Here is a 25,298-nt window from a genome sequence, read left to right on the forward strand (position 1 = left end):
CTATCCCACGGCTCACGCTTCGCCGGTGACTTTCACGGCGGCGCGATGGTCTTGAGAATTCACACCAAAGTCGATGTAGCTGCGGAAGCCCATGCCGAGCGTGTTCGGCGGCATTTCGACTCGCTCGATAACCGGCGTGCGGCGTCCATTGAGGAACACGATCTCAAACGCCGGCAGCACGTTGGGGTTGGCGAACAGATACCACGCGGTGCCGCTCGCGCCGGTGTAGTACGAATCCGACAGGTGAGGCGTACTGATGATCCGGTACTTATTGCGGTGCGGGTTATCGACCGGGATTTTGGTCGGCGAACCCTGAGCATCGATCATCAATTGAGACGAGCCCATCAGCAGTTCAGCTTCGGTTTCAAGCTCCACCGGAACTACCAAGTACTCGGGCCGAATATTGATCGGCTTTTGGTCTTTTGGCTTCCCGCCAGGGCCGGCCTTTTGCTTGCGGAAGGTCGTCTTGGCGACGGTCAAAGCATCGGGACCGAACTTGGTGTCGGCACCTGTGAGCAGGTTCGCGTTGCCTGAGGAGAAGAAGCCCGCGTTCTTCAGCAGCAACGTGAAGAACAGATCGTCGATCGACTCGGCGCCGGAGCGTCCCATTTGGCGTGGGATGTCCATGAACGCTGACAAGTCGTCGTTGATGATGTCATGTCGCGTCAGCGTCAGGATCTGGCCGTACGTGTCGGCCTTGTAACTGAATTTCTGGTCCGACAACTTGCCGTGCTTCAGTTCCCCATCCGGGGCGACTTGCTCAAAACCGCCGGTTCCAAGCAAACGATAACGGGCGACTTCTTTAAAGTCCGTCACAGTTCCGACACTACACAAATCAAACGCAGCGATCGGAGTGTTTTGATATGCCGCCAGCAACGTCTTGTTCATGACGTTTTCCATAATCGACGGCAAGCTCATCGAGGAGAAACCGGCACGAATGGTGGCGGTTCCGTCCCCAAACACTCGCGGCACTTCGATGCCTTCCATGCGAGCACACTCGGCGACCAGTTCACGCAGACCGATATGTCGCAGCGGATCCGCGGCGTTGAGAGTCTTCTCGCCGTAGGCGGCTAGCAATTGCTTTTCCTCGATCCCTACCGACAGACACGCGGCGGCCTCGAGGACTTCGCGACTGTAACGCGGTGAGTTTTGGGTTTGCTCTGGAGCTTTGGGGCGTTCGCTTCGTAGCACGGCGAGTTCCGTCTTGGTGGTGGACCAGCCTTGCTCGATCGCGTCGGCTTCGATGTCCGCATGGCTGCCGGCACAAAGTTTCCGAATGCCGGCAATGCGGCGAGATTCGGCCGCGGCCTCGGCACGCATTTCGACAACCGGCGAGGTCGGCTTGGGGTGTTTCGTCTCGGTCTTGGGCTTCGTGCTCATGTTCAAACTTGCGTTGACGGGTTCGAGGTCGTCCGTGGATTGGGTTTTGTCAGCTTCGGTTTCATCTGGTCCGTCGCCATCCGCTAGCCCCGCCGCCACACGTGCCTCGGTGTTGTCGTCGGCCCCGAGAGCGACGAACGAAACCTCGCCAAGGGTCGATTTGCGAGCGATATAGACTGGGCCTTTGAATTCGCGATCGTTGGCGTTCGCCGTCTTGCCTTCGGGGATGAAGACAACTTTGTCGGCACTCGCACCGAGCGATGCTTGCCAAGGGAACCCGTTCTCGCTGGTCGCGATGACTTCTTGGGCTGTGGCGCCCACTCCGGAAATCACCCCAGCGACTTCGAGTGACTTGTCGGTGATCGCGATGTCATCAGTGTGACCGACGATGCTGCCGCGATCATGATCCTTCAGAATCGGTCGTGACTTCCGAGTCACTCGCATCCCAACCAGATCAACGACGACTGGGTAGGGCCATCCGCCGAGCCGCATCGCACCGCCGGTGTACGCGGTCATCGAGAACTTACGCAGCGAAGGCTTGCCCTCATCGGGTGTTTCGACTGCCGCAAGCGTAATCGTCGCCGCGTCATCACAAACGATTCGTAGCGAACTGGGGACAGATTCAGCTTCCGCTTCGAGCGGCTTGTTGTTCAGCGTCTTCGGCATCGTCTTGCGTGACCGGGGTTTCGGGTGGAGTATCAGTGTCGGACTCGATCGACAGGCCGAGTTCGCGCATCAGTGCCAATTCCTTGGCACGTTGTTTAAGTTCCGTCTCCCAGTCACGCCCCTGCCGCGCAAATTCGATGGCCAGAGTCGTCGTATGGCTGGCGAGACGGATTTTCTGGGCGTTGGCTTCTTTGGCGGGATCGACATGTTCGTGACCATCCCAAAACCATTGGTGCTCGAATGTGGAATCGAGCGTGCGAAGCGAATTGGGCAGATAGCCCTCGATCAGAATGGCTTCGCGAATCCACGCAGTCAGAATGCGATCCAAAACAACGCGAGCGAGTTGCGTTTGTTCAACGCGGATCGATTTGAAATAAGTTTGGTGATCGAGTCGCCCGCTGGCGTAGTTGTAGCCCGAGGAATTTCCAGCGGCGACGTTGAACGGCATGTTCAAGCAGCGGGCGATTTCGTTGAGAATCTCTTTCTTGAACTCCGCGTAGGTCGTCGAAGGTTGCTCCGACTTCATCTGAGCCATCTTCCAGCCGCCTGGCATCGTCAGCAGCATTCGTTTTTCAAGTTCGATCGGCTCGAAAGGTTCGGCCGCATCGGCTTCACCATTGGCCGGCGCATCGGTGTAGAGGATGCCGGCGAACTCGGCAGCGGTTTCAGCAGCCGAAAGCACCGCGAGCGTGAACCGGCGGAGTTGTGCGAACAGCGGCAGTGCTGGCGTAATGTCCGGGATGCCTCGAATTTGTCCTGGACGGTCACAACGAAAGTAGTGCAGCACCGCGGCGGCCGGCACGGTGTCGTATTCATCGTCAACGAGGAACAGCCCATCGCCGGGATGGTTCCGCAGCACGTCGTAAGCAATCGGGTTGCCGTCGGCATCGAAGCGAATGCCATCGAGGTATCGCCCGGTGTCAGGGGCGAGCGTCGGAGAGGCAACCTGGTCGGCTTCGATCAACCGCAAGTCCAGCTTTACCGCCGCATCGACGCGTTGATTGTTGGTAAGCAAACCAAACGACTCGCCATCGGCAACGCGAGATAGCCGCATGGTTCGCAGCTTTTCGGCTAGCCCAATGGATTCGGCCCAAGCATAGAATTCTGATTCAACAAAACGGTTCGCGGCGTCGTTCGCCGTCAGCATTTGCAGCCTTGGACCGGTGCCGACCACATCGTTAGCCAGCGTTAACGTGATCCCTCGAGCGTAGCTGTTATTGGCGACCTCGTAACGCGAACGGTTGCGAAGCGTTCGCCTCACATCAGGGCTGTTCGCAGCCGCGGCCGACAACCCATCGGCCCGCGACCAATGTTTCATGTTGTCGAGCGTCGTATTGGCTGCGTCGTATTTAGCTCGAATTCGCGAAAAGAAGGGCTGCCGGGGCGAGCGTCCTGACGCGGCGGGAGAACGGGAACCTCCGCTGCGCCATGCTTGCTCGATTATCCCTGACAAACGCTTCAACATCCGTGTTGATATCCTGTTGCCGTCCCCGGCAGCCCTATACGCATCGCGATACGAAAAGAAAGATCAGCCAGCCGACGGCGGCACGATCTTGTTGAAACGCAAACCGCGATTTGCTTTGCGAACCGCTTCCTTGCCAGCGAGATGCTTGTCCGCAGCGATTTGCTCGGTCAGTTTGTGTTGCTCGACACTTCCAGCGTCGCCAGAAGCCTTTGCCGGTCCCGATGCGTTCTCTCGAATTTCGTCGTTGAGGTCGTCGGGCATGAAGGTCTTCAACCTGAGCAAGCAATGTTTTCCACTACCTGTAGACCTTCCAACTCAGAATGCCAAAAGGCGAAACGCCAGTGCATTTTTCACGAAATAGTTTGCTTCGTGTGCGACGCTGCAGCTCTTTAACGCTGGACATGCTCAGCAAACACGTGATATTGCTCGCCGTGGTGATTAAAGATGGACAGCAATCCGTGGTCGCTTTATGCCAAGGCGTTTCGCGTATGAGTGGGGATTTCCAGAAGTTGGTATCGTAGACAAAAAGGCGGTTCGCTCACTTGCCGCGAGGACATTGCCGGCGATCTTTGAGACAACGTCAATTAAACGGCCGGTGACGGCCACCGGAGCACGCAAACGCCTGCCGGGTACCAATCCTAATGGCGTTTGGAAAGTCAGACGTCGCAAAGTATCCGGAGAAACGATTGCGTGCGACGAGCTATGAGACCACATGGTCTAGGTTCCGGGAGAGACCGAAAGCGATCGCTATCTGAAGCAGGATTATTGGATGCCGACCCACTTGAAGAACTGAGACCAACCGTGAAATGTTACGTCTAAGTGTCTTGCTCCCAATGCAAAGTACAACTCTTCGGAAATCGTAGGCCCAACTATCCGGCTGAATCAAACATTGGTTTCGACATGCGAATTTGCTTGAGCATCTGCGAGGCCTGAACCTCTGTAGAAACAGTTGAGATAGAAATCTCTTGCTCTCCAGTCTGCGGGTCAGTGGGTTCCGTTGCTTGACGCGAGAGAATCAAAAAGATGGTCAGCAATTCATCTTGCATGACGCTGTGATCTGGTTCGGCGACTCCAATTTTGAACACGATGTCGTTCGCTGAAAGTGGATTTTCGGCATTGACACGTCTTTCAATGTGCAACGCCAATCGCTTCAGTCACGTTTTCACGGCCGCAAAACCGCGATCACCTTTGCTCTTTTGCAACGGGCGTTGGCATCGATACAATCTCTCGTGACTTAGTGTCACTCGCTTCATTCACGGTGGTGAAGTAAAAACCTTCCGTAATCCTCTGTTTTTTTTTAAATTTCATTTCGATCATCTCCGCGGTTCAGTGCATGATAAATGATCCCAGCTTCATCGGATCGCTTTTGTCGGAGCATAGCTCGCCTTGAGAATGAATTTGTGGAAATGCTCATCTTTTGATCCCCTTGCTGGCGACGTCCTGTCGAAACAGCCGCGAGGCACCTCGTGTGCGTCGCCTGAGTCGCTTTGCTCCCCGAGGTCCGCATGGTCGGCATCCAGCCAAAAGACGTGGCGGGCATCCTGCCCACCAATAAGAAAGCCCACCTCGCCGTGGCCTATTGAATCGCCGCTTTACTCCGGTGCAGGCCGTGGACTGCTCATCAAAGAGACCTGACTCATTTGATCTCATTGTCCGAACGGCCTATCGTTTCGACTCCAGCCCCAAAAGTTTCAGCCATAAAGGTGCCATCCAGACGCTCAATGCGTTTGCCGAGAAGCTGCAGGCTGATGCCGCACGCATCGATCGCCGAGCATCCGATAGGCGATCAAAAACCGAAGATTCATCCTCGGGTAATTAAACGTAGATCCAAACCCTATCCAACGATGAAACGCCCACGCCACGCCGCCAGAAGATCAGCCGCATGAAGACCTTATGTCTTAGAAACACGCGGCATTCACTCCTGACAACTTAGACTTCTCCATACAAGCCTAAAATTCACCCACCACTTCGTTCGAGCCGCGCGTTCCTAGCGATCCCCACAGTCCATACGGGCTACCGCCACCTGGCGTTGGCGTCAGGCTCAAATCCCCCGCCTCAATACTATCGGTAATAAACTTGACGGCACCGTCGCCCATCAGGACGTGCGCACCACCTTGATGCCGACTGCCTGCGGTTGACATGCCTTGAGAGGCATCGGTACCGCGAAAACAACTCGGCTTGTTTGGTGGAAGAATGGTCTGGAATCCGGTGTACTGCAGACGCCCGTCCGCCCACATGTGACCACGGCCGATCGTATTCGTCACATCGCCCCCCACAGCGACGCCGACACGGATAAATGCCGGGCGCTGGGGATCAATCTGATCAAGACACGTTTTCACACTGATCGACGCATCCTTAACCAATGCGTCTGCAACGTTATAAACGTTGTCGGCCTGGATCTCACGTTGGCCAATGCCCGTACAAACTTCACCAGCCATAATGGTATTTGACAGACCATCAATCACCGAGCTAAATTTCGTGAAATGCCGCGCCCAAAACATTCCGCGGTTGGTCTGTCGAGCGCGGACTGCCGTTGTCGAATCGTCTGTTGTCGCGTTACCAGTGATCTGAGCATTGTCGTCGTCTGTACTTTGATACCAACCGCGATGGTTGCGACCTCCGCTATTGACCAGTCGCATGTGATCACCCTGGCACACCGCATAGTTTGAACGTGCGCGTGCTGGAAGGCCTTTACCGGGATCGCTTGGGCAGCGTAACGTGGCAAGTTCAGTGACCCAAGGCTCAAAGTTCGTGTCCCAGGGCGGAGGGCCCATCGCTCCGTAGGTTACGTCACCTTGACTGATCGCTTGCCAAAGTGCTTGTTGCTCGACAAAGGGCGTAATCATCACAAGCGTGCTGATGAATGATCGATTCGTAGCATTGGATGTGACATTTTTGAGCCATGTTCCGCCTGACTGCATTGGCAGTGAGTTGAACGCAGAGTGATAGTTGTGGTAACCAAGTCCGATTTGCTTAAAATTGTTGCTGCAGCTCATCCGCCGCGCAGCCTCACGAGCGGCTTGCACCGCTGGCAAGAGTAACCCAACAAGTACGCCAATGATGGCGATGACCACCAGCAGTTCAACAAGCGTAAACGCCGTTCTTCGATTTGGGGAATTCATACGACACCTGATACGATGAAAGGAAACAAAAACAAGATAGAACGCCAGATGTTCGATTCAGTTGGACGAAATCGCGTCATCGTAATTCGCCATATCTTCGGGCGTCATTGGAGGATGCTCGACTACCGTCGACTCATCTGAAGTACCACAACCTGTAAACGAGAGAGCGAAACATGCAACTACAAGGACACAAAGGAACTTCTTAAACATTTGAAACTCCGGTGAGACGGTAAAAACAAAACACCAATCGCAATAACAAACAATTCGTTGCCCGCAAGACTGGACCAATGAGCCACAGTAACTTGAGCGACAAAATCATGCCGACCGGCAGTAGCAACACATCTCAATGCTAGAAATGGCAATGGCAACCGTAAATGCGTTAAAACGTGAAAGATGTGTCACATTCTGACATTGTGATTAAGTGTAAATTCAACGGGCAGCGTCTTTCTCGCGATCCCAGGGGCGTGGGTAGAGAGTCTGTTTTCCCACGACGGTCCGCCTGAACGCGGCGCTCACTCCACCGCAGTAGCCGATTTTCGGTAGGCAGCGGGCGATTGATTGGTGTGCGTTTTGAACACCCGACTGAAGTAGTATCGATCAGGGAATCCCAGACGCAATGCGATCGCTTCAATGGATAGAGATGTATCGACTAGCAGTCGACAAGCCTCTCGAATTCGCACTTGCTGGACGTATCGCATCGGCGTCTCGCTCATGGCGACTTTGAACTTGCGGATAAAACTTTCAGTCTGAAGCGACGCTTGCATCGCCAACTCAGAATTTCGCCATGCACGTTCCGGACATTCATTGATCTGCTGAACAGCATAGGCAATCTCGTCAGGAAGCCGCTGTTGCCGAAGCAGCTTTTCTTCGGCGAGCAAGTAGACCAGCATCGCCAGTGACAGAGCTCGAACATGCACCCGGTCCGTGGGTGCCCCCTTGTCAAACAATCGCGGAATTTCGTCGAGCATCGCTTGGAGGACGCGATCAGGTGAGATCAGAATTGGCACCTGGACCATTGGGTCAAGCATCCGTCGGCATGAAAAGTGGATCCAAAACTTTGCGACAGGAGAGTCGCCCACACAGTCGAAACGTTGATGATCTGGAATCACCAGGATATGCTTCGGGCCCATCGCAATGCGACGATCTGCAAACTGCACGTGGTGCCCAGAAGTGTAATCGTAATAAACACGCCAGAACGGACTGTAAACGCTGGGGTAATTCCAGCCCGCGTTGTGCAAGTAAAACCCAGCTTCATGCAGCGTAACCTCCGTATCCGAGCACGGCATCTTCAACGGGTCGAACTCGACGCCAACTCCGCTGAACGGTTGATCGTAGGCACCGCGGTTAGGCCTGTTAGCCAAATTCGGACTACTTTCGTCTCGCGGCTTTGTCATTGAGTCGTTGGAAATTGGTAGTTTTGGATATACCCTAGCCAGAATAAGTCATTTCTCACGAGGCTAGCAAGAAATACAATGTCATTATATCACAAACTAGGTTTACCGTACTGATCACGCCTTTTTCAGGATTCGAATTCGATTCGAAGGCGGAGGTTGGGCAACTCGAAAGAATCGATCTATGGGCTCTACGGCACGAGTATGTATCGCGCTCTCCGCTATGGCGATTGCAATTTCTGGTGATTTCACTGTCGCTGACGAATCGCTAGCTGACAAATTGAGTTCGTTAAGTTTCAAGAACACCGGCGTCGTTTCGCAGGACATGGAATTTGTCCGGCCCGAGCGGAAAGTTCATTACATTGAAACCGATGAAGCATGGTTTGGAAAAAGTGATCGCTACCTTCATCAACTGAAAAACCGCCAGCCGACAAGTCCTCCCTCAGGCATGCGTTCATCTGTTCCGCTCGGTGGCCTCGGTGCAGGCACAGTTGAAATACGAGCGGACGGTAGTTTTAAAGATTGGAATATATTTAACAATGCTCCTGCAACAACACCCGACAAGATTCAGATCGACGATGCATTCCTCGGCATTCGCACGCGCACTTTCGACGGAACGACATCGGCCAAGACCGTGCGAACACATCCATCCGGTGAACTGCCTGCAATCGAATCGATTGAGTACTCGGGTGCGTTTCCGGTATCGCGACTGAAGTTGGATGACCCCGACCTGCCGATCAAGGTGACCGTCTTCGCCTATTCCGAATTTCATGTTCGAAATTCAGATCGCTCAGCGACGCCCTGCGCGTTGTTCAGCTTTTTGCTCGAGAATGCGGAAGACAATCCTGTCGATGTGGATTGTTCCTTCTTCCTGCCCAACGCGATCGAAGGAGAATTTCGCCAGGACAACGGGTTGGTTCTGGCAAAGTCGGGTCAGGACGCGATGGCTGGAGAAATGACACTTGCCGCGTGCGGTACCGATCGAACATCTTTTGGCACGTCCGATGATCTGAAAGTTTTGTGGACTTCGTTTGCATCCGATGGCAAGTTCCCGCAACTTGGCTTGAATGAAGGACATGGCTTCGGTGCGATCACTGGGGCAGTTCGACTAGAGGCCGGCCAAGCTCGCGTTGTCACTATCGCGTTGGGCTGGTTCTTTCCCAACCGAAAGCACTACGTCGAAGAAATCGGAAACTATTATTCGCGGTTATTTGATGATAGTACCGATGTTGCATCCACGGCGCTGAGTCGATTGCCGGAAACGATCGACGGCATCCGCCGATGGCACCAAACGTGTTTCGACAACAGCTTGCCGGAATGGTTGCAAGACTCATTGGTCAACAGCGCCGCAACGATGTTCAAGACCAGCCTATGGACGGCCGATGACCGGTTTCGGCAGTACGAATCGTTCTCGTGTCCGAACGTAGAGCCTATCCACATCACCTTTGCCCGTTCTTTGCCTTACGACCTGTTCTTCCCTGATCTGGCCAGGAACATATTCTCCACATTTGCGGAATTCCAGCAGGAAGATGGTTACATCCAAGAGAAAACTTGTGGTCGAGGGCCAGCGGCTCAACCTTTCGGCTTGGATGCACCGCCGAAGAACGGGCGAGTTCTCGGTGACTGCTGCCCGTCGTTTATTTTGACGGTCTATAAGGCTCACAAATGGTCGACTGACTCATCCTTTGTTGATGAAATGTGGCCACACGCAAAGAAAGCTGCGGAGTGGCAAATTCGTCGCGCCGAACAATTGGGTGTGCCAAATCGCTTGGCTTCGACCTATGACTTGTCGAATTTCCAAAGCAAGGACATCGTATCCTATAATGCCTTCATGCATTTAGCGGCCATGAAGGCCAGCATTGCACTCGCAGAAGCATACGGCGACGAAGAGTTCGCGATTCGCTGTCGCCATAGTTTTGAATCCGCAACCAAGTCGATCGATCAGAATCTTTGGGAAGGTAAGTACTATCGAAACTGGTGGGATGCCAAAATGGGAGCTCCTAGTCTGATCCACGTAGACACGCTCTATGGTCAACTGTGGTCCAGCATCCTTGGGCTCGGTGAATTAGTGGATCGCGATAAAATGCTGTCGCACTTGCAGATGGAAAAATCGGCTTGCGACACGCCGTTTGGTTTGGAGGTGATCACTGACACCGAGAAGGTGCGAAGTCCCACTCGACGAGATATTAACAGTACCGTTTGGCAAGGCGGGTCGATGACCTGGAGTGTACTGAATTTGTATCTAGACCAGGATGTCGACGACGGTTTGGCGATGGCGGAGAAGGTTATCAACCATTGGAGAGTGCAACTGAACGACCAATGGGACTATCGCGATCTGACCGCCGCTTGGGACGGAATGCCTTGGTGCAATTCTCACTACACGCGACAGTTGACGTTTTGGTCGTTGCCAATGGCGCTCTCGGGTCAAGAGTACACGGCTAAAGATGGCACGCTCTCGTTCTCACCGCGTATCAAGGCTCCCTTTCGGCTCCCATTTTACCTCCCGCAGGCCAATGGCGTACTCGAAGCACTGCCAGGAAAACAGCCTACACTACGAGTCATCGACGGGAAGATTAAGTTGAGCAAGGTGACTGTGAATGGCAAGGAAATTGAATTCAACATCGGACTGCAGAGTCCAACGGAGCGAACAATAGGTGGGGGCACGGGACCAGGGAGAGAAGTCGTTGACGATGAAATTCTGCCAATCCTTCGCAAAGCGGGCGTGCCTGAAGCTTGCGAAGAACTGGGGATCAATTTCAGCGACACATTCGGTCGCCTCAACGCCACTCCCAACCATCCCTATCGTCTCTATCGATGGTCGGTTTCTCAAGGTGAAAATGGGGATCCGGTGATCAATGCACTTCCACCGGAAGAAGAGATGGGCTGGACCCCATGGGAATGGTGGACAATCGAGAACGGCAAACCCGTCCACCTGGAAAAGGTTCAGTTCCCCGTTAAAGAACCTATTCAACGTGGGATCGTTCGTTGGTACACGCTCGACTCCTCGGATGATCTGACACCTCGATTCTTGCGTGAAGCTGCCGATCTAGAAACTTACCTTCGCCAGGCGCGGATTGACGTCGGTAGCGAGTGGCTAGGCTTGGATTTTAAAAAGGTCTTCATTGATTCGCTGACAGATGAGACGAAAGAGCGTTATCGAAAGATGCGATGGGCGATAGTGCCCCACGTTCTCGCTGCGGACGGGCCAGTCGTCTGCGCCCTGCCCCGCGAAGGAAGATTTGATGTTGATCCATATGAGTGCTGGTACACCGACGGAAAAACTCCGCAAATCCACCACCTGCACTACACCCAGAAAACACCCAAAACGACAGGAACTTGGCTTGAGCACCGCGGAACGCCTCAGCGTTCTCCCGAGGTCCTTGGTCGCGTTTGGCATTGGTACGACGATCCTAGCATGATACCCGCCTTGGAGTTCGAAAGATGATTAATGCAAAAAAACTACTTTCGAGGCTATATTTTTGCTGCCTGGTGGCGATGGTACTTAGCAATGCGTCTGAGGCCCAAGGGTTAGGCACGCATCAACGCCCCAATATCGTTTTTATCTTGGTGGACGACTTTGGTTGGAACGACGTCGGGTACAACGGTAGCACGTTTTACGAAACTCCTCGAATGGATGGTTTATCCAAGGAATGGATGCGATTCGACAACTGCTACACACCCAGTCCGATGTGTTCGCCGACGCGTGTCAGCATCCTAACTGGAAAGAACCCCGCGCGACATGGAGTGACTCAGTGGCTGATGGGAAGTGATACCGCTTACGTTCGCGAAGGTGAAATGCCCAGAGTCTACTGCCCCGGTCCGAAGTCGCAGGGAATTCAAGACAGCGAATGCACTGTCGGCGAAACGTTCCGTGACGTTGGTTACGAGACCGCTTTTTATGGCAAGTGGCACATGGGACCGTTTAAGACCACCGGTGGACCGAAACGGCATGGCTTTGATTCACAGCTTGCCGTTATTGAAGCCAACGGATGCTCGATGTTCCATCCCTTTGGCAATCACAACTACTTTCCCGATTCCATGCCGGGAGACAATTTCACCGATTTATTGACAGATGCCGCCATCGATTTTGTCACAAGGAAACGAGACACTCCCTTCTATCTGCACCTGTGTCATTTCGCGATGCACGATCCGATCAAATCCAAGAACAATCTACGAACGCGGTTTGAAGCCAAATTGAGCGGGCTTCCCAAACTGGAAGTGGATCGCGAGTTGGATCGATATGGGCACAGTCCACAAAAACTTCGACAGGATGACCCTGACTACGCAGGCGAATTAAAAACTCTGGATGAAAACATTGGACGCCTAGTGGACAGCCTGATCACCGCAGGAATGTACGACAATACGATTATCATTCTGACGGGTGACAATGGCGGACGAAGTTCATTCTTTAAGCCGCATCCAACGTCGATGCGCCCGCTAAGAACGGGGAAGACTTTCCTATTTGAGGGTGGCATTCGAACACCTTTGTTGATCCACTGGCCCGGGCATAGCTTGGCAGGCCTTCGTTCCGATGTCCCCGTCACCAGCATGGACTTTTATCCGACACTCCTGGAAATGGCTGGCGTTCCGTTGATGCCAACGCAACATGTCGATGGCGTAAGTCTTGTCCCTCTATTGCGAGGTGAAACAATCAGCCGCAATACCCTCTATTGGCATTTCCCACACTACCAAGGCGAGGGTGCTTATCCAGCCAGTGCAATTCGCAAGGGCGATTACAAGCTGATCGTCAACTACCACCATGACGACTCGCTTTTGTTTAATGTAGTGAACGACCCCAATGAAACAAACAACCTCGCTACTGCAATGCCCGGGAAGACCAAAGCGTTAAAAAAACAGCTGATGGCATATCTGGATGAAACAGGGGCACATATTCCGCAAACTCTAACCAAGTAACTGTTATTAATGACGAAGAATATGATCCTGATCGCGATAGCTGTGTGTGGCATGATGCTTGCAGGAGACCTTCGCGCGGAAGAAAATCCCGCGGCCTTCGCGGCGCCACGGGAGACGACGGGAAAGCACCAATGGGTAGCAAACCATTATGCTCGCATGATGGCGCTGGCAGATCAATCGCCGGAGAAATTCAAGATCGTTTTCGTGGGCGATTCAATTACCAAGAAGTGGCTTGATTTGTCGGGTTCCCTGTGGGCAGACAACTTCGGCGACGTTGACAGCCCGTATTATGCGTTAAACCTAGGTGTTCCCGGTGACCGTACAGAGCATGTGCTTTATCGATTGAAATCCAAAGCCGACGGCGGCCTTGGCAATCTGGACAACCCCGCGATCCAGCCGAAAGTAATCGTGTTGATGATTGGCACCAACAACCTATTCCCACCCCACAACGCTCAACAGATTGCAGGTGGAATTGAGGCGGTTGCGGAACGCTTGCGAGAATTACGTCCCGACGCTGCGTTGGTCATCTGCTCGATGATACCTTGTCACAATCCCGACAAGAACAAGCAACAGGTGATACCAGCCAACGAAACGCTTCCGGCGTTGGCTGAGCGCATGGGCGACAATGTTCATTTCCTGGACCTGTACCCTGCGTTTCTTAATGAGCGAGACGAGAAAGACCAAAACTTCTATGTTGACGGTCTCCATATCAATGAACAAGGCTATGAAGTGTGGCTTCGTCGAATGATGCCGATATTGAAAATGACTCTTCACTAAGATCGCAGAAGAAAGCGAGGTTCAAGGAGAGCAGATCGAAAAACCTTGCGATAATTGACGCTTTGCAAGCGTTCGGCAGAACTAGCGTTTTGCTGGTTTTCATTGGCGGGAGCGGCGGGCTTTGGTTTGAGCGGCGGGGGCGAGCGATTCTTGTTGACGATAGGTTCGGATCGATTGGGATGCGCGGCGGCCGAGTGATCCGGTAGTAGTGACTCTAGTTCACCTTTGCTGCCTGTCAGACAGCGGAGCGCGTCGTCCAGGTACGCCCACAAATCCTGTTGCTGACGCCGCTCACCCGCGACGAGCGTATGCACCCAGCGGTTGCGGCCGCATACCAAGATCTGAGCGTGCCAACTCAACCAGCTGTTTGTCTTCACTTCCTCTCCTCTAGCCGATGGAAGAATGCACGGATGTCCACAAATGCGTTGCGAAGGAGGGATGGCCGACTACCTGGTTTTACATCGCTTCCATTGGTGAAAAGCCTTGGTTTATCTACCTGAGTGATGGATTCGTTGGCCAGTGCCTTACGAATCGATTGCTCGAACAAGTTTGGCATCGTGCTAATTCTTTAACTCTGAATAACGGAAACGATTGAGGCGGGTGCGAACTCAGTCGAGACATTGGGGCACAACCTCAACCAGGATATGAGGTTTGTCTTCACGACAAATGCACCTGCCGGCAAGGAACGCGACTTCCCCTTACTCAGCAGATTCCGAAAGTTGGAGGCATGGCAACATCTCACGGCGGAACCAGCATCCGCACACAGTGACGAGATCATGGCTGGTGTCCGTAGGGTACTTGCCAGCACAAGACGGCCATTTGAGTTGGGGATGTATACAGATGTCGTCGAAGTAGGCAAACGAACTTACGAATATCTCAATCAACTGTCCCGCACGAACACAGATCTGAAAACAGTATTCCTTCCGATCGTAAAATTCGATCGCTACGAAGGTCTGCTCAATGCAATCCAAACAGCGCTCAGCTCGCCTATGGACATGAATTCGCAGCGTGGCGACGCTCGGTGAACGATTGGCAAATGATTCCCAATAGAATTTCTCCGTACGTAGAGGGCGTGGGCAAGCGACTTCCTTCGGCCATGCCCGTTCTCAATTTGGTGCTCCGGAGGCCGACGCCGGAGTCTCTTACTCACCTTTTCTGCATACTCTGGTTTCCCTGACCGAGGCAGTTCATTTTCACTACTTGCGTTTTTTGCGTTGGAGCTCTCTGAAGCTTACGCGGTCCCGTTGGCGAGCGGGTGTAATGTCGGTCCCGAACAGAAGTGCACCTTGCATCGACGCAGCGACGGCGGCGCCGACTAGGCAGTCGAGCCAGTGGTTGTCGGGTTGATCAGGGCGGGCTTTCCATTCGTCGACGGTTCGTCCGCGGCCTTCAGTTTTGATGAAGTACTCGGCGGTGACTTGCTCGGCAAACATGCGGTGCTGCTCGGCTCGGTCGCCAAAGATGGAAAGGCATCCGCGGTCTCCCATCGATACGGCGAGCCGGGCGTGCGTAAATGACTTCCACCAGTTTGTGTCGTAAATGACATGCCGGATGGCACGTTTCCCGTGGATCGATGGGATCCGCCAATTCAATCCAATGCGGTCGCCTGGACGGCGCTTGTATTCGCTGAATGGATTCGAAGAAGCTCCCACGAACCTGCCATGTGAGGGCGGCAGAATTGAGGCGTGCGAGCTTTGCCGACAGAATTGATAGACGACGTTGGTGGAGTGTCCCCAGTTTGCGTCGACCAGACAGCGACCGATCTTCATCGCTGCACCGTCGTCTCGTTGCCACTCTCGACCCAGCAGTTCGCCCGTCAATGCCTGGAGGCCAGCATAGATGCTGCCTTCGAGTCCGGTGCCTTCGGCGGCAGACGCAAGTGTATGACGGGCATCGCGAAGCGTGAAGTACGGTCGTTGCTGATCAGGGTATGTTCCATAGTCAACGACATAGCCAGTAAAGTCGTCTTCCCAGGCAGCGACGACGTAGAACAGCAGCTTGCCTTGAACATCGATGAATGCAGTCAGATGATTGCCGGCAATCGGGACGCGTCGCCTTGGCATGTGATTGATCTTCGCTGCCACTTGGTCCGCGGTCAGTTGATCAGCACCAATAGTCTCTTCGGGTATCGGCTCGTTTTGATACTCAGCGAAAAACGCGGCTTCGTCTTGAAGCTTTAGGTTCATCGCGTGCTGGATCGCCGACAGCTCATCGTGGTTGAAGCGTTGCTTCCATGAGACGTCGGCGCCGGCGTCCATCGCGTCACGGTTCTTGCGATAGAACTCGGTGCCAGCCTCACCACCATCGCCGCGACGCAGGCCTTCGGCACGTATTTCGGCATACCGCTGCCATAGCGTTTCGTCGGTCGGAAACGAATTGACCATCCTCGTTCGCTCGCCATTCCACTCGGGATGCAGCTCGCGATTGAGGATATTGTCGGCCATATCACCTGGTCGAATGACCGTGCACGGCATGATGCCTGAGATCTTTTTGCCAGGGCCGGCAAGTCCGAGCACCGCGCCGGCGAGGATCGCTTCACGATGAGCACATTGTGACAGCGATCGAGCGGATTCGTCGGTTTGCGGATCGTCTAACACAACGAGCGAAGGCCGGACCGTTTTACCATCGGGACGTTTAAACTTCATCCCTCGGATTCGCCCGGTAAGGCCGGCAACTTTGATGATCGCGCCGCTGGCACTGCTGCCGTCAATCGTCGGCAGGATGATTTCCTTTGCCGTCCACCCGATCTGGGTCCGTTTGCCTTGATACAGCTGTCCATTCGCTCAATTGGCGATTCCGTCAAGTGCCTGAATCGGATAGCAGACCTCGGGATAGTCCGCCAATAGGGTTTCGTTCGCGTCGAATTCGGTTTTAATCGAATCGAGCATGTCGCAGGCGTGCCCTTCGTCACTGCCGATCAAACAAACGAAGTCGCGGTAGCCGTTAAGCACCGCCCAAATGCAAGCCACCTCAGCGAGTGAGCTTTTACCGGACCCGCGTGCCATCGCGAGTGAAAACAAACCACCTCGCACGACTGCTTCTTCGATCTTGTGGATGACTTTCAGGTGTTCGGGGGACCAATCGAGATGGAACGTCAACGAAAAGTACGCCTCACAAAAGAATCGAAAGTTGCCCGCTGCCTTTGCCTTGCGTTCGGGGTTCTCGATTGTGGGTAAATCACCGATGTCTCGGCCTGCCTGTGCAATCGCTGCGTTTCGAGCACGGGCTTTCTCTTTAACCTTTGCGTAGGGATCGTCATCAGCCGGCGGTTTCGGTTTGTGCCGCTTTTCAATTAGCCACGCGCTGAATTGCAAAAGGTTCACGTGCGTGCCATCACCGATGCGAATGCCCGCTTCGGTTCGGTAGCGATAGAGCTGGCGGTCGTTAATGACGGTGCCAAGCGACGTGCTATTAAGTGTCCGGCAGCACTCGCTCGGTTTCATTCGCAGAATGTCAATCGCCACGATGCTTCTCCTGCAATAGCCATGCGGTGTAATTGACGACGTTCACGGTACCGTCCGAGTTGGTCGGTGCACCGGCGTTGATGTCGGCCTGGATTTGCTCGACCGGAACGCGTTTTCGGTAGGCGTTGCTCAGCAAACTCGCCAATCGTTCGACCGGCATTCGTTTGACATCAACAGGGGCTGGCTTGTCATCCATGACGGGCTCTTTGGGAAGATTCACGACACACCGCACACGTCGGCGACTGTGCGGCAGGAATGCATGTTTGGCATGATCGGCCACATGTTTCGGTCGGCCACAGTGGGGCCAAAACTGGCGGCGTGTTGGCATGAAAAGAAAGCTGGAAATTACTAGAACATTACTGCCGAGTTTGGCTTGAGGTGTCTCAAAACGCATGGCTCATGTGTGTCAACGCAAACGAATTACACACGCCTTTCGGAGACACGCCATGCACGCCAACGACATCGCCTTTGGTATCGAAATCGAAACCCACATGCCCGGAAACGACGCCACGCCGATCGGCGGCTACCACAACGGATTGCCGGTCGCTTGGTTGCCGGCGGGTTGGAAAGCAGAACGCGACAGTAGCATCCGCACACCGGCCGGCCGTAAACCCTGCGAATTCGTATCGCCGGTCCTTCGCGGACACGAAGGATTGCGAACGGTCGAAACCGCGGTCGACGCGATCCGGGATCGAGGGGCGAGGGTTAACGAATCCTGTGGCCTTCATATCACCATCTCTTGGAACGGCGACGCGGCGGCGTTGGCTCGCCTAATTTCGCTGATCGCGAACCATGAAAAAGCTATCTACGCTTCGACGGGAACGCGACGCCGCGAACGCAACCAATGGGCGAAACAAATCAAAACCTATGGCACGAAGGAAGCGGCCAAGACTCGCTGCGAACGAGACCGCTACCACCTTCTAAACCTGACGCACCTTGCTCGCGGCAAACAACGCATCGAGATTCGGGCATTCGCTGGCACGCTGAACAAAACGAAACTGATCGGCTACATCCAAATGATTCTTGGATTGGCTGAACTCGCCCTTAATACCAAACGCTGCAGCGGATGGGACTACGCCAAAAAGCCCGGCACCAAATCTTGCTGGGACCGACCGAACGCCGGCCACGGTGAAACGGAACTGAACCGGCTTTTCTACCGGCTCGGGTGGACGAAAGGTTGGTACAAGGGAGACCTTCGCAACAAACGCTTTGGTGAACTCACCGCCGGCGAAACCGGATGCGATTTCAAACCCGTCAAAAAGAAACTTCTCGACCTGGCCCGCAAGTACGACCAAGCGGTTTAGCCGCCGGCCGGTCGCCCGCCTTGGAACGCCGCGACTAACCCCGCGGCGTTTTTTCGTTTTCTGGCCGCGACGTTCGCCATCTGTCGCGTTGAACTGGAAGGTCCAAAGGTAGACAGCCAAAGTCCGATCGTCGCCACACGGGGCGATTTCCGCCGACGTCGGCGATCTCAACAAACATGGAAAAACCCTGCGAATTGACTCGGAAATTCGCTTGATGCGTTTTCGTTTCCATGGCTCATGTGTGTCATCGCAAGACGGTTTTTCACACTCACAAACGGAGCCCCAAACATGACAATTTCGCAACTGATCGAACTCCTCGAAGACTACCGCGAACAGCACGGCGATGAATGCGAGGTGCGTTTGATGACGCAACAGAACTGGCCTTTTGAAAACCGGATCGCCGGTGTCACTAGCGGCGCGGAGATGAACGAGGCGAGCGAGGACGACCCCAGCGAATACTTCGACGACCAGGATGTCGCCGAAGACGCGATGGTCTACATCGTCGAAGGCGGCCAAATCTGCTACGGCAGCAAACGAGCATGGGAAACATGCCGCGACTGTTGAACGCGGATTTGAAATGCGAATTCGGGAAACAATTTGAAACTTTCCCGAACTTCGCTTGCTGACTCCGGCGACGCATGGCTCATGTGTGTCACCGAAACGATTCTTTCCCTTTCCGCAAACGGAGACGCCACCATGGCCACCGCTATCAATCACCAACGCATCGAAGCCGAATACACCGCCGCCCACCTTCGGGCTTTGACGCTTCTCGAAGACTTGCACCAACACCTCGAAGACACGCCGGCACCAAGCGACGACGGTCCGGTAATCGGATGGGACCACGTTGGCTCGCTGAAACATCTTTGCGAACAACTCCAAGAATTGAAAAAACGATTCACGCCGGCGGATGCCAGCTAACTTCTTTTTCATTTGCCGACACGCCGCGACAGTCGCTCGACGCCGCGGCGTTTCTTCGTTTGCGAATGCTTCGCCGGCTTTTGGCATCAACGCGACACGTTGCGTTTGTCGGCCACGTCGCGGACATCGGAAAACATTCCAAACATTCGAATTTGTTTTGAGACTTCGCTTGAGCTTTCTCGGAATCCATGGCTCATGTGTGTTAACGCCAAACGGCAAAACGATTTCAAAACCTTTTCCACGAGAGACGAAACCATGGCCATGAACGAAACCCAAAAAACCAAGACCGCCGCCCTTCGCACCGAGATGAAAAAACTCGACCCGGCGACCTACCAAGACATTCGCGAATCGTACTACCGGATCGCCGACAACCTTCGCCCCTTGGTCGACGCCCTTGAGAAGGCCGACGCCGACCTCGGGCCGAATGGCCCACTTTTGGAAGAGCACTACCTTTTTTGCGAGATGCTCGACCGGCTTAACAAGAGCAACCTCGGCGCGGTTGTGTAGGCCGCCCGCCGCAAGGCAACCGCCGCGGACGAAACTGCGGCACGACGCGAAAGGACAAAAGCCGAAACGCAAATGGGCGTTGTCGCGGGTGGTTCCCGCGGCCTGACGATGGCAGCCAACCACGAATACAAATTGGGAGATACGAAGATGAAAAAGGAAGATGTAAAGATTGGCGGAGAGTACTACGCGAACGTCACGAACAAGAAAGTGGTCGTGCGAATCGATGCGGAGCATTCTTCCGGCGGTTGGGAGGCGACGAACCTGACCACCAACAAAAAAGTCCGAATCAAAACCGCCGGCCGGCTGCAAGGGGCGGCGCGACAACCAACGCCGGCCACTGAGACTCGCGTTCGCAAACACGTCGCAAAGCCGGCGAACCAACCCGCGAACGAAACGGCAGGCGGCGAGAAAAAGTTGTCGTGTGTGAAAGCGGCTTTGCAAGTTTTGGAATCCTCTGGCGAACCGATGAACGCCCAGGAAATGATCACCGCGATGGTCGAACAAAACCTTTGGGAAAGCCCCGGAGGCAAGACGCCGCACGCGACGTTGTATTCGGCGATCCTGCGTGACCTCAAACGCGGCGATGAAAGCCGGTTCGTCAAAACGCAGCGGGGCCGGTTCACGGTTCGCAGCTAAACGATAAGGACGACTGCAATGCAAAAGCATTTTTATGATCTGCGGGAAGTCAATGATTTGAGCGAAGGTGAACGAGCCACGCCGGAACCAGGCGTGACTTACGACCTGCGAACGATTAAGAACCAGGCGGTTGCATCGGGAACGGTCGAGTATGTCTTTCGAGACGGGGATACTCTTTTCGCCCGAACGGCCGACGGCGAATCCTATCCGGTCACGGGGGCTGGCTCGTACGTTTTGGTTCCACATGGGCTGTGACCGCGAGCACTCTTCGTCATCAGCGACGCTTCGCCACATACGCCCGACGTTGGCCACGGCCGGGCGTTTTCTCGTCTGTGGGGCCATCGGCCGGCCGTCTGTAAGCGGCCGACACGCGGCGTTTGTCGCGGTCATTATCCGCCGGCGAAAAACATTCAAATTCTTTTCAGATGTTTGCCAGAGTTTGCTTGATATTGCCGGCCGGTCATGGCTGATGTGTGTCACCGAAACGGCTTTCAAGATTTCGTTCTCAAACGGAGCCACCACATGCCCAACAAGCAAACCCTTCACGCTCGGCCGATCGAACCGGGACCGGCTTATGAGCACGGCCACTTAATCGCCCGCGACCTGTTACAGCACATCGAAGTGCAACTCGACCGCATGGTTCGGCCCGACAATAAGGACCTGCGTTGGATGCATGTCCGGGCGATCAATCTCATCAACGCCCAGCTCTCCGAGGTCGCAGCACTGCTGGACGAAACCAACGGAGTCCGCAACTGATGAACCACAAAGCAAACATCAAGGCGGGCGATCGCGTCCGCCTAGTTTCGATGACCGACGACCCCGACCCGATTCCCACTGGCACCACCGGAACGGTGGTCGGCGTGTATCCGCAAAGCGAGTGGACGCAAGTCGATGTCGATTGGGACAACGGTCGGGCACTGATGCTTTCCATTCCACCGGATGTCGTCGAGCGGATTGGACCGCCGGCGGCCGACAATCAATGAGGACTTGAATCCATGTCGACACGAGCCACGATCGCAATCCGCCGAACCACCGGTGATTACCTTGCGACCTACCTTCATTTCGACGGCTACCCAGAACACGCCGGCCGGCTCCTGGAATCCAACTACTTGAGCTACGAGCAGGCCGAAGCGTTGATCGCGAAAGGTGACATCCGCTGTCTCGATGCAGAATTGGGTGAACCAGAATACTATGACGCGGAGGCACCGGCTGCGGTATTGCCGACACGTATCGCGTTAGTCGAGTTCGCCAGGAACTGCAGCTCGCAGTACCTGTACGTTTTCGACGCCGGCGAATGGACGCATCAAAAGCTGTAAACAAGCTCATCGCATATTCTCCTCGCGAGCCACAACGGGAATTGGTGACTCGCCGGTGCGCTCGAGGACCGCTTTCTTACCGGTGAAACGCTGGTAGCGGTCAACGATCACATCGCAGTACGGCGGGTCGAGTTCCATCAAGAATGCCTTTCGACCGGTTTGTTCCGCGCCGATCAATGTCGATCCGCTGCCACCGAACAGATCGAGTACGTTGTCACCTTTGCGTGACGAATATTGCATCGCCATCACGGCCAGTTCCGCTGGCTTGCCGGTGAGGTGTTCGAGCTGCTGTGGCGGGATTTTCTTGACGTGCCACAGGTCCGTTGCGTTATTCGGGCCAAAATACTTGTGGCCGGCACCTTCACGCCATCCATAGAACGCCCACTCGTGTGCCCCCATGAAATCTTTCCGCGTCATCACCGGGTGCATTTTGTCCCAGATGATGGCTTGCGAGAAATATAGACCGCAGGCTGACAAGACAGGCGGATAGTTGGCGATATTCGAAAAGCCTCCCCAAATGTAAAAGCAACGACCGGGTTCCAAAACGCGGGCAATGTTGCCGAACCAAGCTTTCAACAAGCGGTCAAATTCCTCATCGGAAACAAAGTCGTTGGCCAGCGGCCGGTCCTTAGCTCGCATCTTCTTTGGACCGTCTTTCGACTTGCCCTTACCGGCCTCGAAGGAACTGTTGCCGGCCGCGATCGCATTCTTGCTGCGGGGTTCGACCTTTACGTTGTACGGCGGATCCGTATTGCACAATTGGATCTTCGCGCCGTCCAAGAGCCGATCGAGGTCTTCCACGCTGGTCGAGTCGCCGCACAACAACCGGTGGTCACCGAGGATCCACAGATCACCGGGTTGCGTGATCGCTTCGTCGGGTGGTTCGGGAACGTCATCCGGATCGGTCAAGCCTTGCGTGACGCCCGGGTCGAGCAGTTTAGCCAACTCATCCGAATTGAATCCGAGCAATTCGCAATCGAACCCCGACTCTTGCAACGCACTGATCTCCAGGGGCAGCAAGTCGTAATCCCACTCTGCATTTTCGCCGGTGCGGTTGTCGGCGATCCGGTAGGCCCGGACCGATTCAGGTTCCATGTCCTTCGCGACGTGAACCGGCACTTCTGCAAGATTCAACACCTTGGCGGCCTTGAACCGGGTATGGCCGACGATGATCACGCCGTCGGTGTCAACCACGATAGGTTGGCGAAATCCGAATTCGTTGATGCTTTGCACGACGTCCGCAACTGCGTCGTCGTTGATACGAGGATTGTTTTCGTAAGGCTTGATCCGATCAAGCGACCACATTTCGACCTGCATAGCAGCGTCCTTTCCAAGGAGAAGAGAAATGGAAAGGGTTCGGTCGTTCGGTGGCTGGTTAGATGTTTGGTTGGGTGGGTGTGTTTTGGGAAGTCGCCGGTCTACTCACTGTCGGCTGCAGCCGTTTCGTCTTTCGGGTCATCGAACTCTGGTGAGAACGGATCGAGTTCAACAACCTTACCATCGCGCCAAAGGACAATTGGCGTATTGTGTTTTCGAGCACGGTCGACAACATCCTTCCGAGTCTCTTTCATCGCAGCGTTGGTTCGCTTGGAAAATTCACTTTGATTGTCGCGGATCACGGCATCATCTCCGGTGTTGATTGATTGAGGAATTCAAAATGGGCATCATCAGAAATGATCAATGAGATCCGCGTTTACAAACTCGTCGCATCTGGCGAACCGAGACAGGTATTGTTTTGCGAACGTCGTCTTGCCGGCACCATTGGGGCCGGCGATGACATAGGCGGTTGGATTCAATGATTCGCTCAAACTTCTTCGGCTCCTTTTTGTGGCATTTTACGGTGCGAGACGGGTTTCACCAATGCGACATGTTTCGTTCGGACAATCAAAACTAACTGTGCCTATTAAGGCGGCTGTTCCGGTGGCCCTGCTGGGAAACGTTTTTTCGATGGAGGCCCCGTTCGCCCAGAGGCGCCGGCTTCTGGCCGCCCACGCTCGCCCGGGTCGCGATCCATTTCGCTCTCGGCGTCTGATACGCCTTCTCCGCCTCAACCGCCGGCGTCGTTCGCGGGGAACATAGTCTGTCGTTGTCAAATCGGGTCGGTGTTGTCTCATCTATGAGCGAACCGGTGCTTTGTGTGAAACACAGGAGCCAATGGCCGAACGAGTTGTCGACATCGTGCGGAGCCAGGCCCCGCTAATTGTTGACGCGGAGTCTAGAACCAGCGATAATCGCGTTCTGCTTGGTTCTCACCAACCGGCGATAACACCCTACTTCATCACTTTTCGCGGGAATAAGCGGCGATAATTACCTCGTTATCCGACGGAAATCATCAACCGAACTCCTTTCAACCGATTTCAAATGCCATGATTAAATGCAAGAAAGATGACGCTCCTTACCCATTGTTCTCTGCCTTCGTCTTTGATTGGCTAAATGTGTTGGCGTCAGGCGATCTTGACGCCGCCGAATCAAAGATCGATGAACAGGATGAAGGATTGCTTCGAGAGCGAATTGAACTTGGCTTGGAGTGCGACACACAGTTCACCCGACCGGACGACGAAAAATCCTTTGCCTTGCACTTCTACCATCCGGCTAGGGATTTAGGCAATGATTACACCGTCGAGTTCTGTATTCCAAACACGGAGATGGAGTACGACACGGCGTTCGAGTTTCGTAAGGTGCGCGGTGGTTACAAGGTGGTCCTCGTCCGACTGTAGCGGTGCGAGCGATCGGATAACAAAACAATGCACCGGCGTTGCCGGCCGGGCCGAATTTGAAATCAACGTCACTGGCGGCAACCCGGTGATTTTAGACGTTATCCGACTGAAATGCTCTCGACTGGATTCCCGTGGACAACCGAAGTCTGGAAGCGTAAAATGTAACCTGATACACGAGCGTTTTCGGAAGTGACGCTTATTGGATGATTAGCCCGTGGGTCTCCTTGCAACTGAATACAGCGTACCTTCAGAGGGTTGTGGCAAGTTTAATAGCAACGTTGCTTTATTCTCGTTCCTTTATCTCCGGAGTTCCAATGTACTACGTTCAAGAAACCGTGACATCTATTACTGCTCGACTGCCAGCGACCTATTTGGAGGTGCGTAACAGTTGCACAGAGACTTGAGCGAAATCGTCAATAAGTTAGTCCCGAGAAGTTGAGCTAGCGGGTTCGAGACCCGCCGTTGGCATCGGATATTGTGCGTGCGGATAACCAGTAAGGCTTTGACTTCGCGTTGGGCGGAGGTTGAGCCTGAATCTCGTTAAATGGTTAACGTTCTGTGAACCAGAGTGGCTCGGGAGATTAGCCGAAGCTCAAGGCCTTTGTTCAAGAAGCCCGGTGGAACTGTAACGCTCGTGACGTGTCAGTTGGTCTCGGCTGCCAAGATATGGTACGGGTTTTGCCTTATTGAGCTTTTGACTTTTGGCGTCTCGGGGCCTATT

The 25,298-nt window shown here is 54.3% G+C and carries 26 protein-coding genes and 1 other RNA gene; 14 read left to right on the top strand and 13 right to left on the bottom strand.

Features of this window, described 5'->3' with window-relative positions:
- Positions 1 to 12: 12 nt before the first annotated feature.
- From ABEA92_RS21500 to ABEA92_RS21525, 6 genes are all read right to left on the bottom strand, one after another.
- The gene (locus ABEA92_RS21500; RefSeq protein WP_345686007.1) at positions 13 to 2,046 is read right to left on the bottom strand and encodes a phage major capsid protein; all 2,034 of its coding nucleotides are present in this window, start codon (positions 2,044 to 2,046) and stop codon (positions 13 to 15) included.
- Positions 2,003 to 3,511, bottom strand: coding sequence for a phage portal protein (locus ABEA92_RS21505; RefSeq protein ID WP_345686009.1), 1,509 nt, complete (start codon positions 3,509 to 3,511; stop codon positions 2,003 to 2,005). Before ABEA92_RS21505 ends, ABEA92_RS21500 begins: the two co-directional genes overlap by 44 nt.
- A 63-nt stretch (positions 3,512 to 3,574) precedes the next feature.
- The gene (locus tag ABEA92_RS21510) at positions 3,575 to 3,772 is read right to left on the bottom strand and encodes a hypothetical protein (protein ID WP_345686010.1); all 198 of its coding nucleotides are present in this window, start codon (positions 3,770 to 3,772) and stop codon (positions 3,575 to 3,577) included.
- A gap of 608 nt (positions 3,773 to 4,380) precedes the next feature.
- Positions 4,381 to 4,656 (bottom strand): hypothetical protein, encoded by a 276-nt coding sequence (locus ABEA92_RS21515; protein WP_345686011.1) that lies wholly within the window; start codon positions 4,654 to 4,656, stop codon positions 4,381 to 4,383.
- 804 nt (positions 4,657 to 5,460) lie between these two features.
- Positions 5,461 to 6,633 (bottom strand): DUF1559 family PulG-like putative transporter, encoded by a 1,173-nt coding sequence (locus ABEA92_RS21520; RefSeq protein WP_345686012.1) that lies wholly within the window; start codon positions 6,631 to 6,633, stop codon positions 5,461 to 5,463.
- A 512-nt stretch (positions 6,634 to 7,145) separates the two neighbouring features.
- Positions 7,146 to 7,994, bottom strand: a complete 849-nt coding sequence (locus ABEA92_RS21525) for an AraC family transcriptional regulator (RefSeq protein ID WP_345686013.1) — start codon at positions 7,992 to 7,994, stop codon at positions 7,146 to 7,148.
- A gap of 253 nt (positions 7,995 to 8,247) precedes the next feature.
- Between ABEA92_RS21525 and ABEA92_RS21530 the strand changes: the two genes are divergently transcribed.
- Genes ABEA92_RS21530 through ABEA92_RS21540 form a run of 3 tightly spaced genes read left to right on the top strand, consistent with a single transcriptional unit; the run spans position 8,248 to position 13,715 of the window.
- On the top strand, positions 8,248 to 11,469 hold the full coding sequence (locus ABEA92_RS21530) for a GH116 family glycosyl-hydrolase (RefSeq protein WP_345686015.1): 3,222 nt from the start codon (positions 8,248 to 8,250) through the stop codon (positions 11,467 to 11,469).
- A gap of 50 nt (positions 11,470 to 11,519) precedes the next feature.
- Entirely contained in the window at positions 11,520 to 12,938 is a 1,419-nt protein-coding gene (locus tag ABEA92_RS21535; protein ID WP_345686117.1) for a sulfatase, read from the top strand.
- Positions 12,939 to 12,947: 9 nt separating this feature from the next.
- On the top strand, positions 12,948 to 13,715 hold the full coding sequence (locus ABEA92_RS21540) for a GDSL-type esterase/lipase family protein (RefSeq protein WP_345686018.1): 768 nt from the start codon (positions 12,948 to 12,950) through the stop codon (positions 13,713 to 13,715).
- On the opposite strand, the gene ABEA92_RS21545 is transcribed toward ABEA92_RS21540, so the two are convergent.
- The 4 genes from ABEA92_RS21545 to ABEA92_RS21560 form a co-directional block, all read right to left on the bottom strand.
- Positions 13,712 to 14,092: a hypothetical protein gene (locus ABEA92_RS21545; protein WP_345686020.1), complete on the bottom strand. Its 381-nt coding sequence runs from the start codon at positions 14,090 to 14,092 to the stop codon at positions 13,712 to 13,714. The genes ABEA92_RS21540 and ABEA92_RS21545 overlap by 4 nt on opposite strands.
- Positions 14,093 to 14,911: 819 nt before the next feature.
- On the bottom strand, positions 14,912 to 16,360 hold the full coding sequence (locus tag ABEA92_RS21550) for a terminase gpA endonuclease subunit (RefSeq protein WP_345686022.1): 1,449 nt from the start codon (positions 16,358 to 16,360) through the stop codon (positions 14,912 to 14,914).
- A gap of 138 nt (positions 16,361 to 16,498) precedes the next feature.
- Positions 16,499 to 17,179, bottom strand: coding sequence for a hypothetical protein (locus ABEA92_RS21555; protein WP_345686024.1), 681 nt, complete (start codon positions 17,177 to 17,179; stop codon positions 16,499 to 16,501).
- Positions 17,169 to 17,507, bottom strand: coding sequence for a hypothetical protein (locus ABEA92_RS21560; protein WP_345686026.1), 339 nt, complete (start codon positions 17,505 to 17,507; stop codon positions 17,169 to 17,171). Before ABEA92_RS21560 ends, ABEA92_RS21555 begins: the two co-directional genes overlap by 11 nt.
- A gap of 118 nt (positions 17,508 to 17,625) precedes the next feature.
- On the opposite strand from ABEA92_RS21560, the gene ABEA92_RS21565 reads away from it, so the two are divergent.
- From ABEA92_RS21565 to ABEA92_RS21610, 10 genes are all read left to right on the top strand, one after another.
- Positions 17,626 to 18,483 (top strand): amidoligase family protein, encoded by an 858-nt coding sequence (locus ABEA92_RS21565; protein ID WP_345686028.1) that lies wholly within the window; start codon positions 17,626 to 17,628, stop codon positions 18,481 to 18,483.
- Between the two features lie 288 nt (positions 18,484 to 18,771).
- On the top strand, positions 18,772 to 19,047 hold the full coding sequence (locus ABEA92_RS21570; protein WP_345686030.1) for a hypothetical protein: 276 nt from the start codon (positions 18,772 to 18,774) through the stop codon (positions 19,045 to 19,047).
- Between the two features lie 132 nt (positions 19,048 to 19,179).
- The gene (locus ABEA92_RS21575) at positions 19,180 to 19,401 is read left to right on the top strand and encodes a hypothetical protein (RefSeq protein ID WP_345686032.1); all 222 of its coding nucleotides are present in this window, start codon (positions 19,180 to 19,182) and stop codon (positions 19,399 to 19,401) included.
- A gap of 255 nt (positions 19,402 to 19,656) precedes the next feature.
- Positions 19,657 to 19,908: a hypothetical protein gene (locus tag ABEA92_RS21580; protein ID WP_345686034.1), complete on the top strand. Its 252-nt coding sequence runs from the start codon at positions 19,657 to 19,659 to the stop codon at positions 19,906 to 19,908.
- A gap of 59 nt (positions 19,909 to 19,967) precedes the next feature.
- An RNA gene (locus ABEA92_RS21585) (hammerhead ribozyme type II) lies at positions 19,968 to 20,029 on the top strand.
- A gap of 26 nt (positions 20,030 to 20,055) precedes the next feature.
- Entirely contained in the window at positions 20,056 to 20,544 is a 489-nt protein-coding gene (locus ABEA92_RS21590) for a winged helix-turn-helix domain-containing protein (protein ID WP_345686036.1), read from the top strand.
- Between the two features lie 18 nt (positions 20,545 to 20,562).
- Positions 20,563 to 20,799, top strand: coding sequence for a hypothetical protein (locus tag ABEA92_RS21595; protein WP_345686038.1), 237 nt, complete (start codon positions 20,563 to 20,565; stop codon positions 20,797 to 20,799).
- 267 nt (positions 20,800 to 21,066) lie between these two features.
- Complete coding sequence (locus ABEA92_RS21600; RefSeq protein ID WP_345686040.1) at positions 21,067 to 21,300, top strand: hypothetical protein; 234 nt, start codon at positions 21,067 to 21,069, stop codon at positions 21,298 to 21,300.
- On the top strand, positions 21,300 to 21,527 hold the full coding sequence (locus ABEA92_RS21605; RefSeq protein ID WP_345686042.1) for a DUF4314 domain-containing protein: 228 nt from the start codon (positions 21,300 to 21,302) through the stop codon (positions 21,525 to 21,527). The genes ABEA92_RS21600 and ABEA92_RS21605 overlap by 1 nt, the downstream gene beginning before the upstream one ends.
- Positions 21,528 to 21,539: 12 nt before the next feature.
- Entirely contained in the window at positions 21,540 to 21,860 is a 321-nt protein-coding gene (locus tag ABEA92_RS21610; RefSeq protein ID WP_345686044.1) for a hypothetical protein, read from the top strand.
- Between the two features lie 6 nt (positions 21,861 to 21,866).
- On the opposite strand, the gene ABEA92_RS21615 is transcribed toward ABEA92_RS21610, so the two are convergent.
- The 3 genes from ABEA92_RS21615 to ABEA92_RS21625 form a co-directional block, all read right to left on the bottom strand.
- Positions 21,867 to 23,177 carry a DNA modification methylase gene (locus ABEA92_RS21615; RefSeq protein ID WP_345686046.1) on the bottom strand — a complete coding sequence of 437 codons (1,311 nt, stop codon included), beginning with the start codon at positions 23,175 to 23,177 and terminating at the stop codon, positions 21,867 to 21,869.
- A 101-nt stretch (positions 23,178 to 23,278) separates the two neighbouring features.
- Positions 23,279 to 23,479, bottom strand: coding sequence for a hypothetical protein (locus tag ABEA92_RS21620; protein ID WP_345686048.1), 201 nt, complete (start codon positions 23,477 to 23,479; stop codon positions 23,279 to 23,281).
- A gap of 48 nt (positions 23,480 to 23,527) precedes the next feature.
- Positions 23,528 to 23,668 (bottom strand): hypothetical protein, encoded by a 141-nt coding sequence (locus ABEA92_RS21625; protein WP_345686050.1) that lies wholly within the window; start codon positions 23,666 to 23,668, stop codon positions 23,528 to 23,530.
- 558 nt (positions 23,669 to 24,226) lie between these two features.
- On the opposite strand from ABEA92_RS21625, the gene ABEA92_RS21630 reads away from it, so the two are divergent.
- A complete protein-coding gene (locus ABEA92_RS21630) occupies positions 24,227 to 24,577 on the top strand; it encodes a hypothetical protein (protein ID WP_345686052.1) in 351 nt (116 codons plus the stop codon).
- Positions 24,578 to 25,298 lie beyond the last annotated feature (721 nt).

This window comes from Novipirellula caenicola (assembly GCF_039545035.1).
GTDB classification, from domain to species: Bacteria; Planctomycetota; Planctomycetia; order Pirellulales; family Pirellulaceae; genus Novipirellula; species Novipirellula caenicola.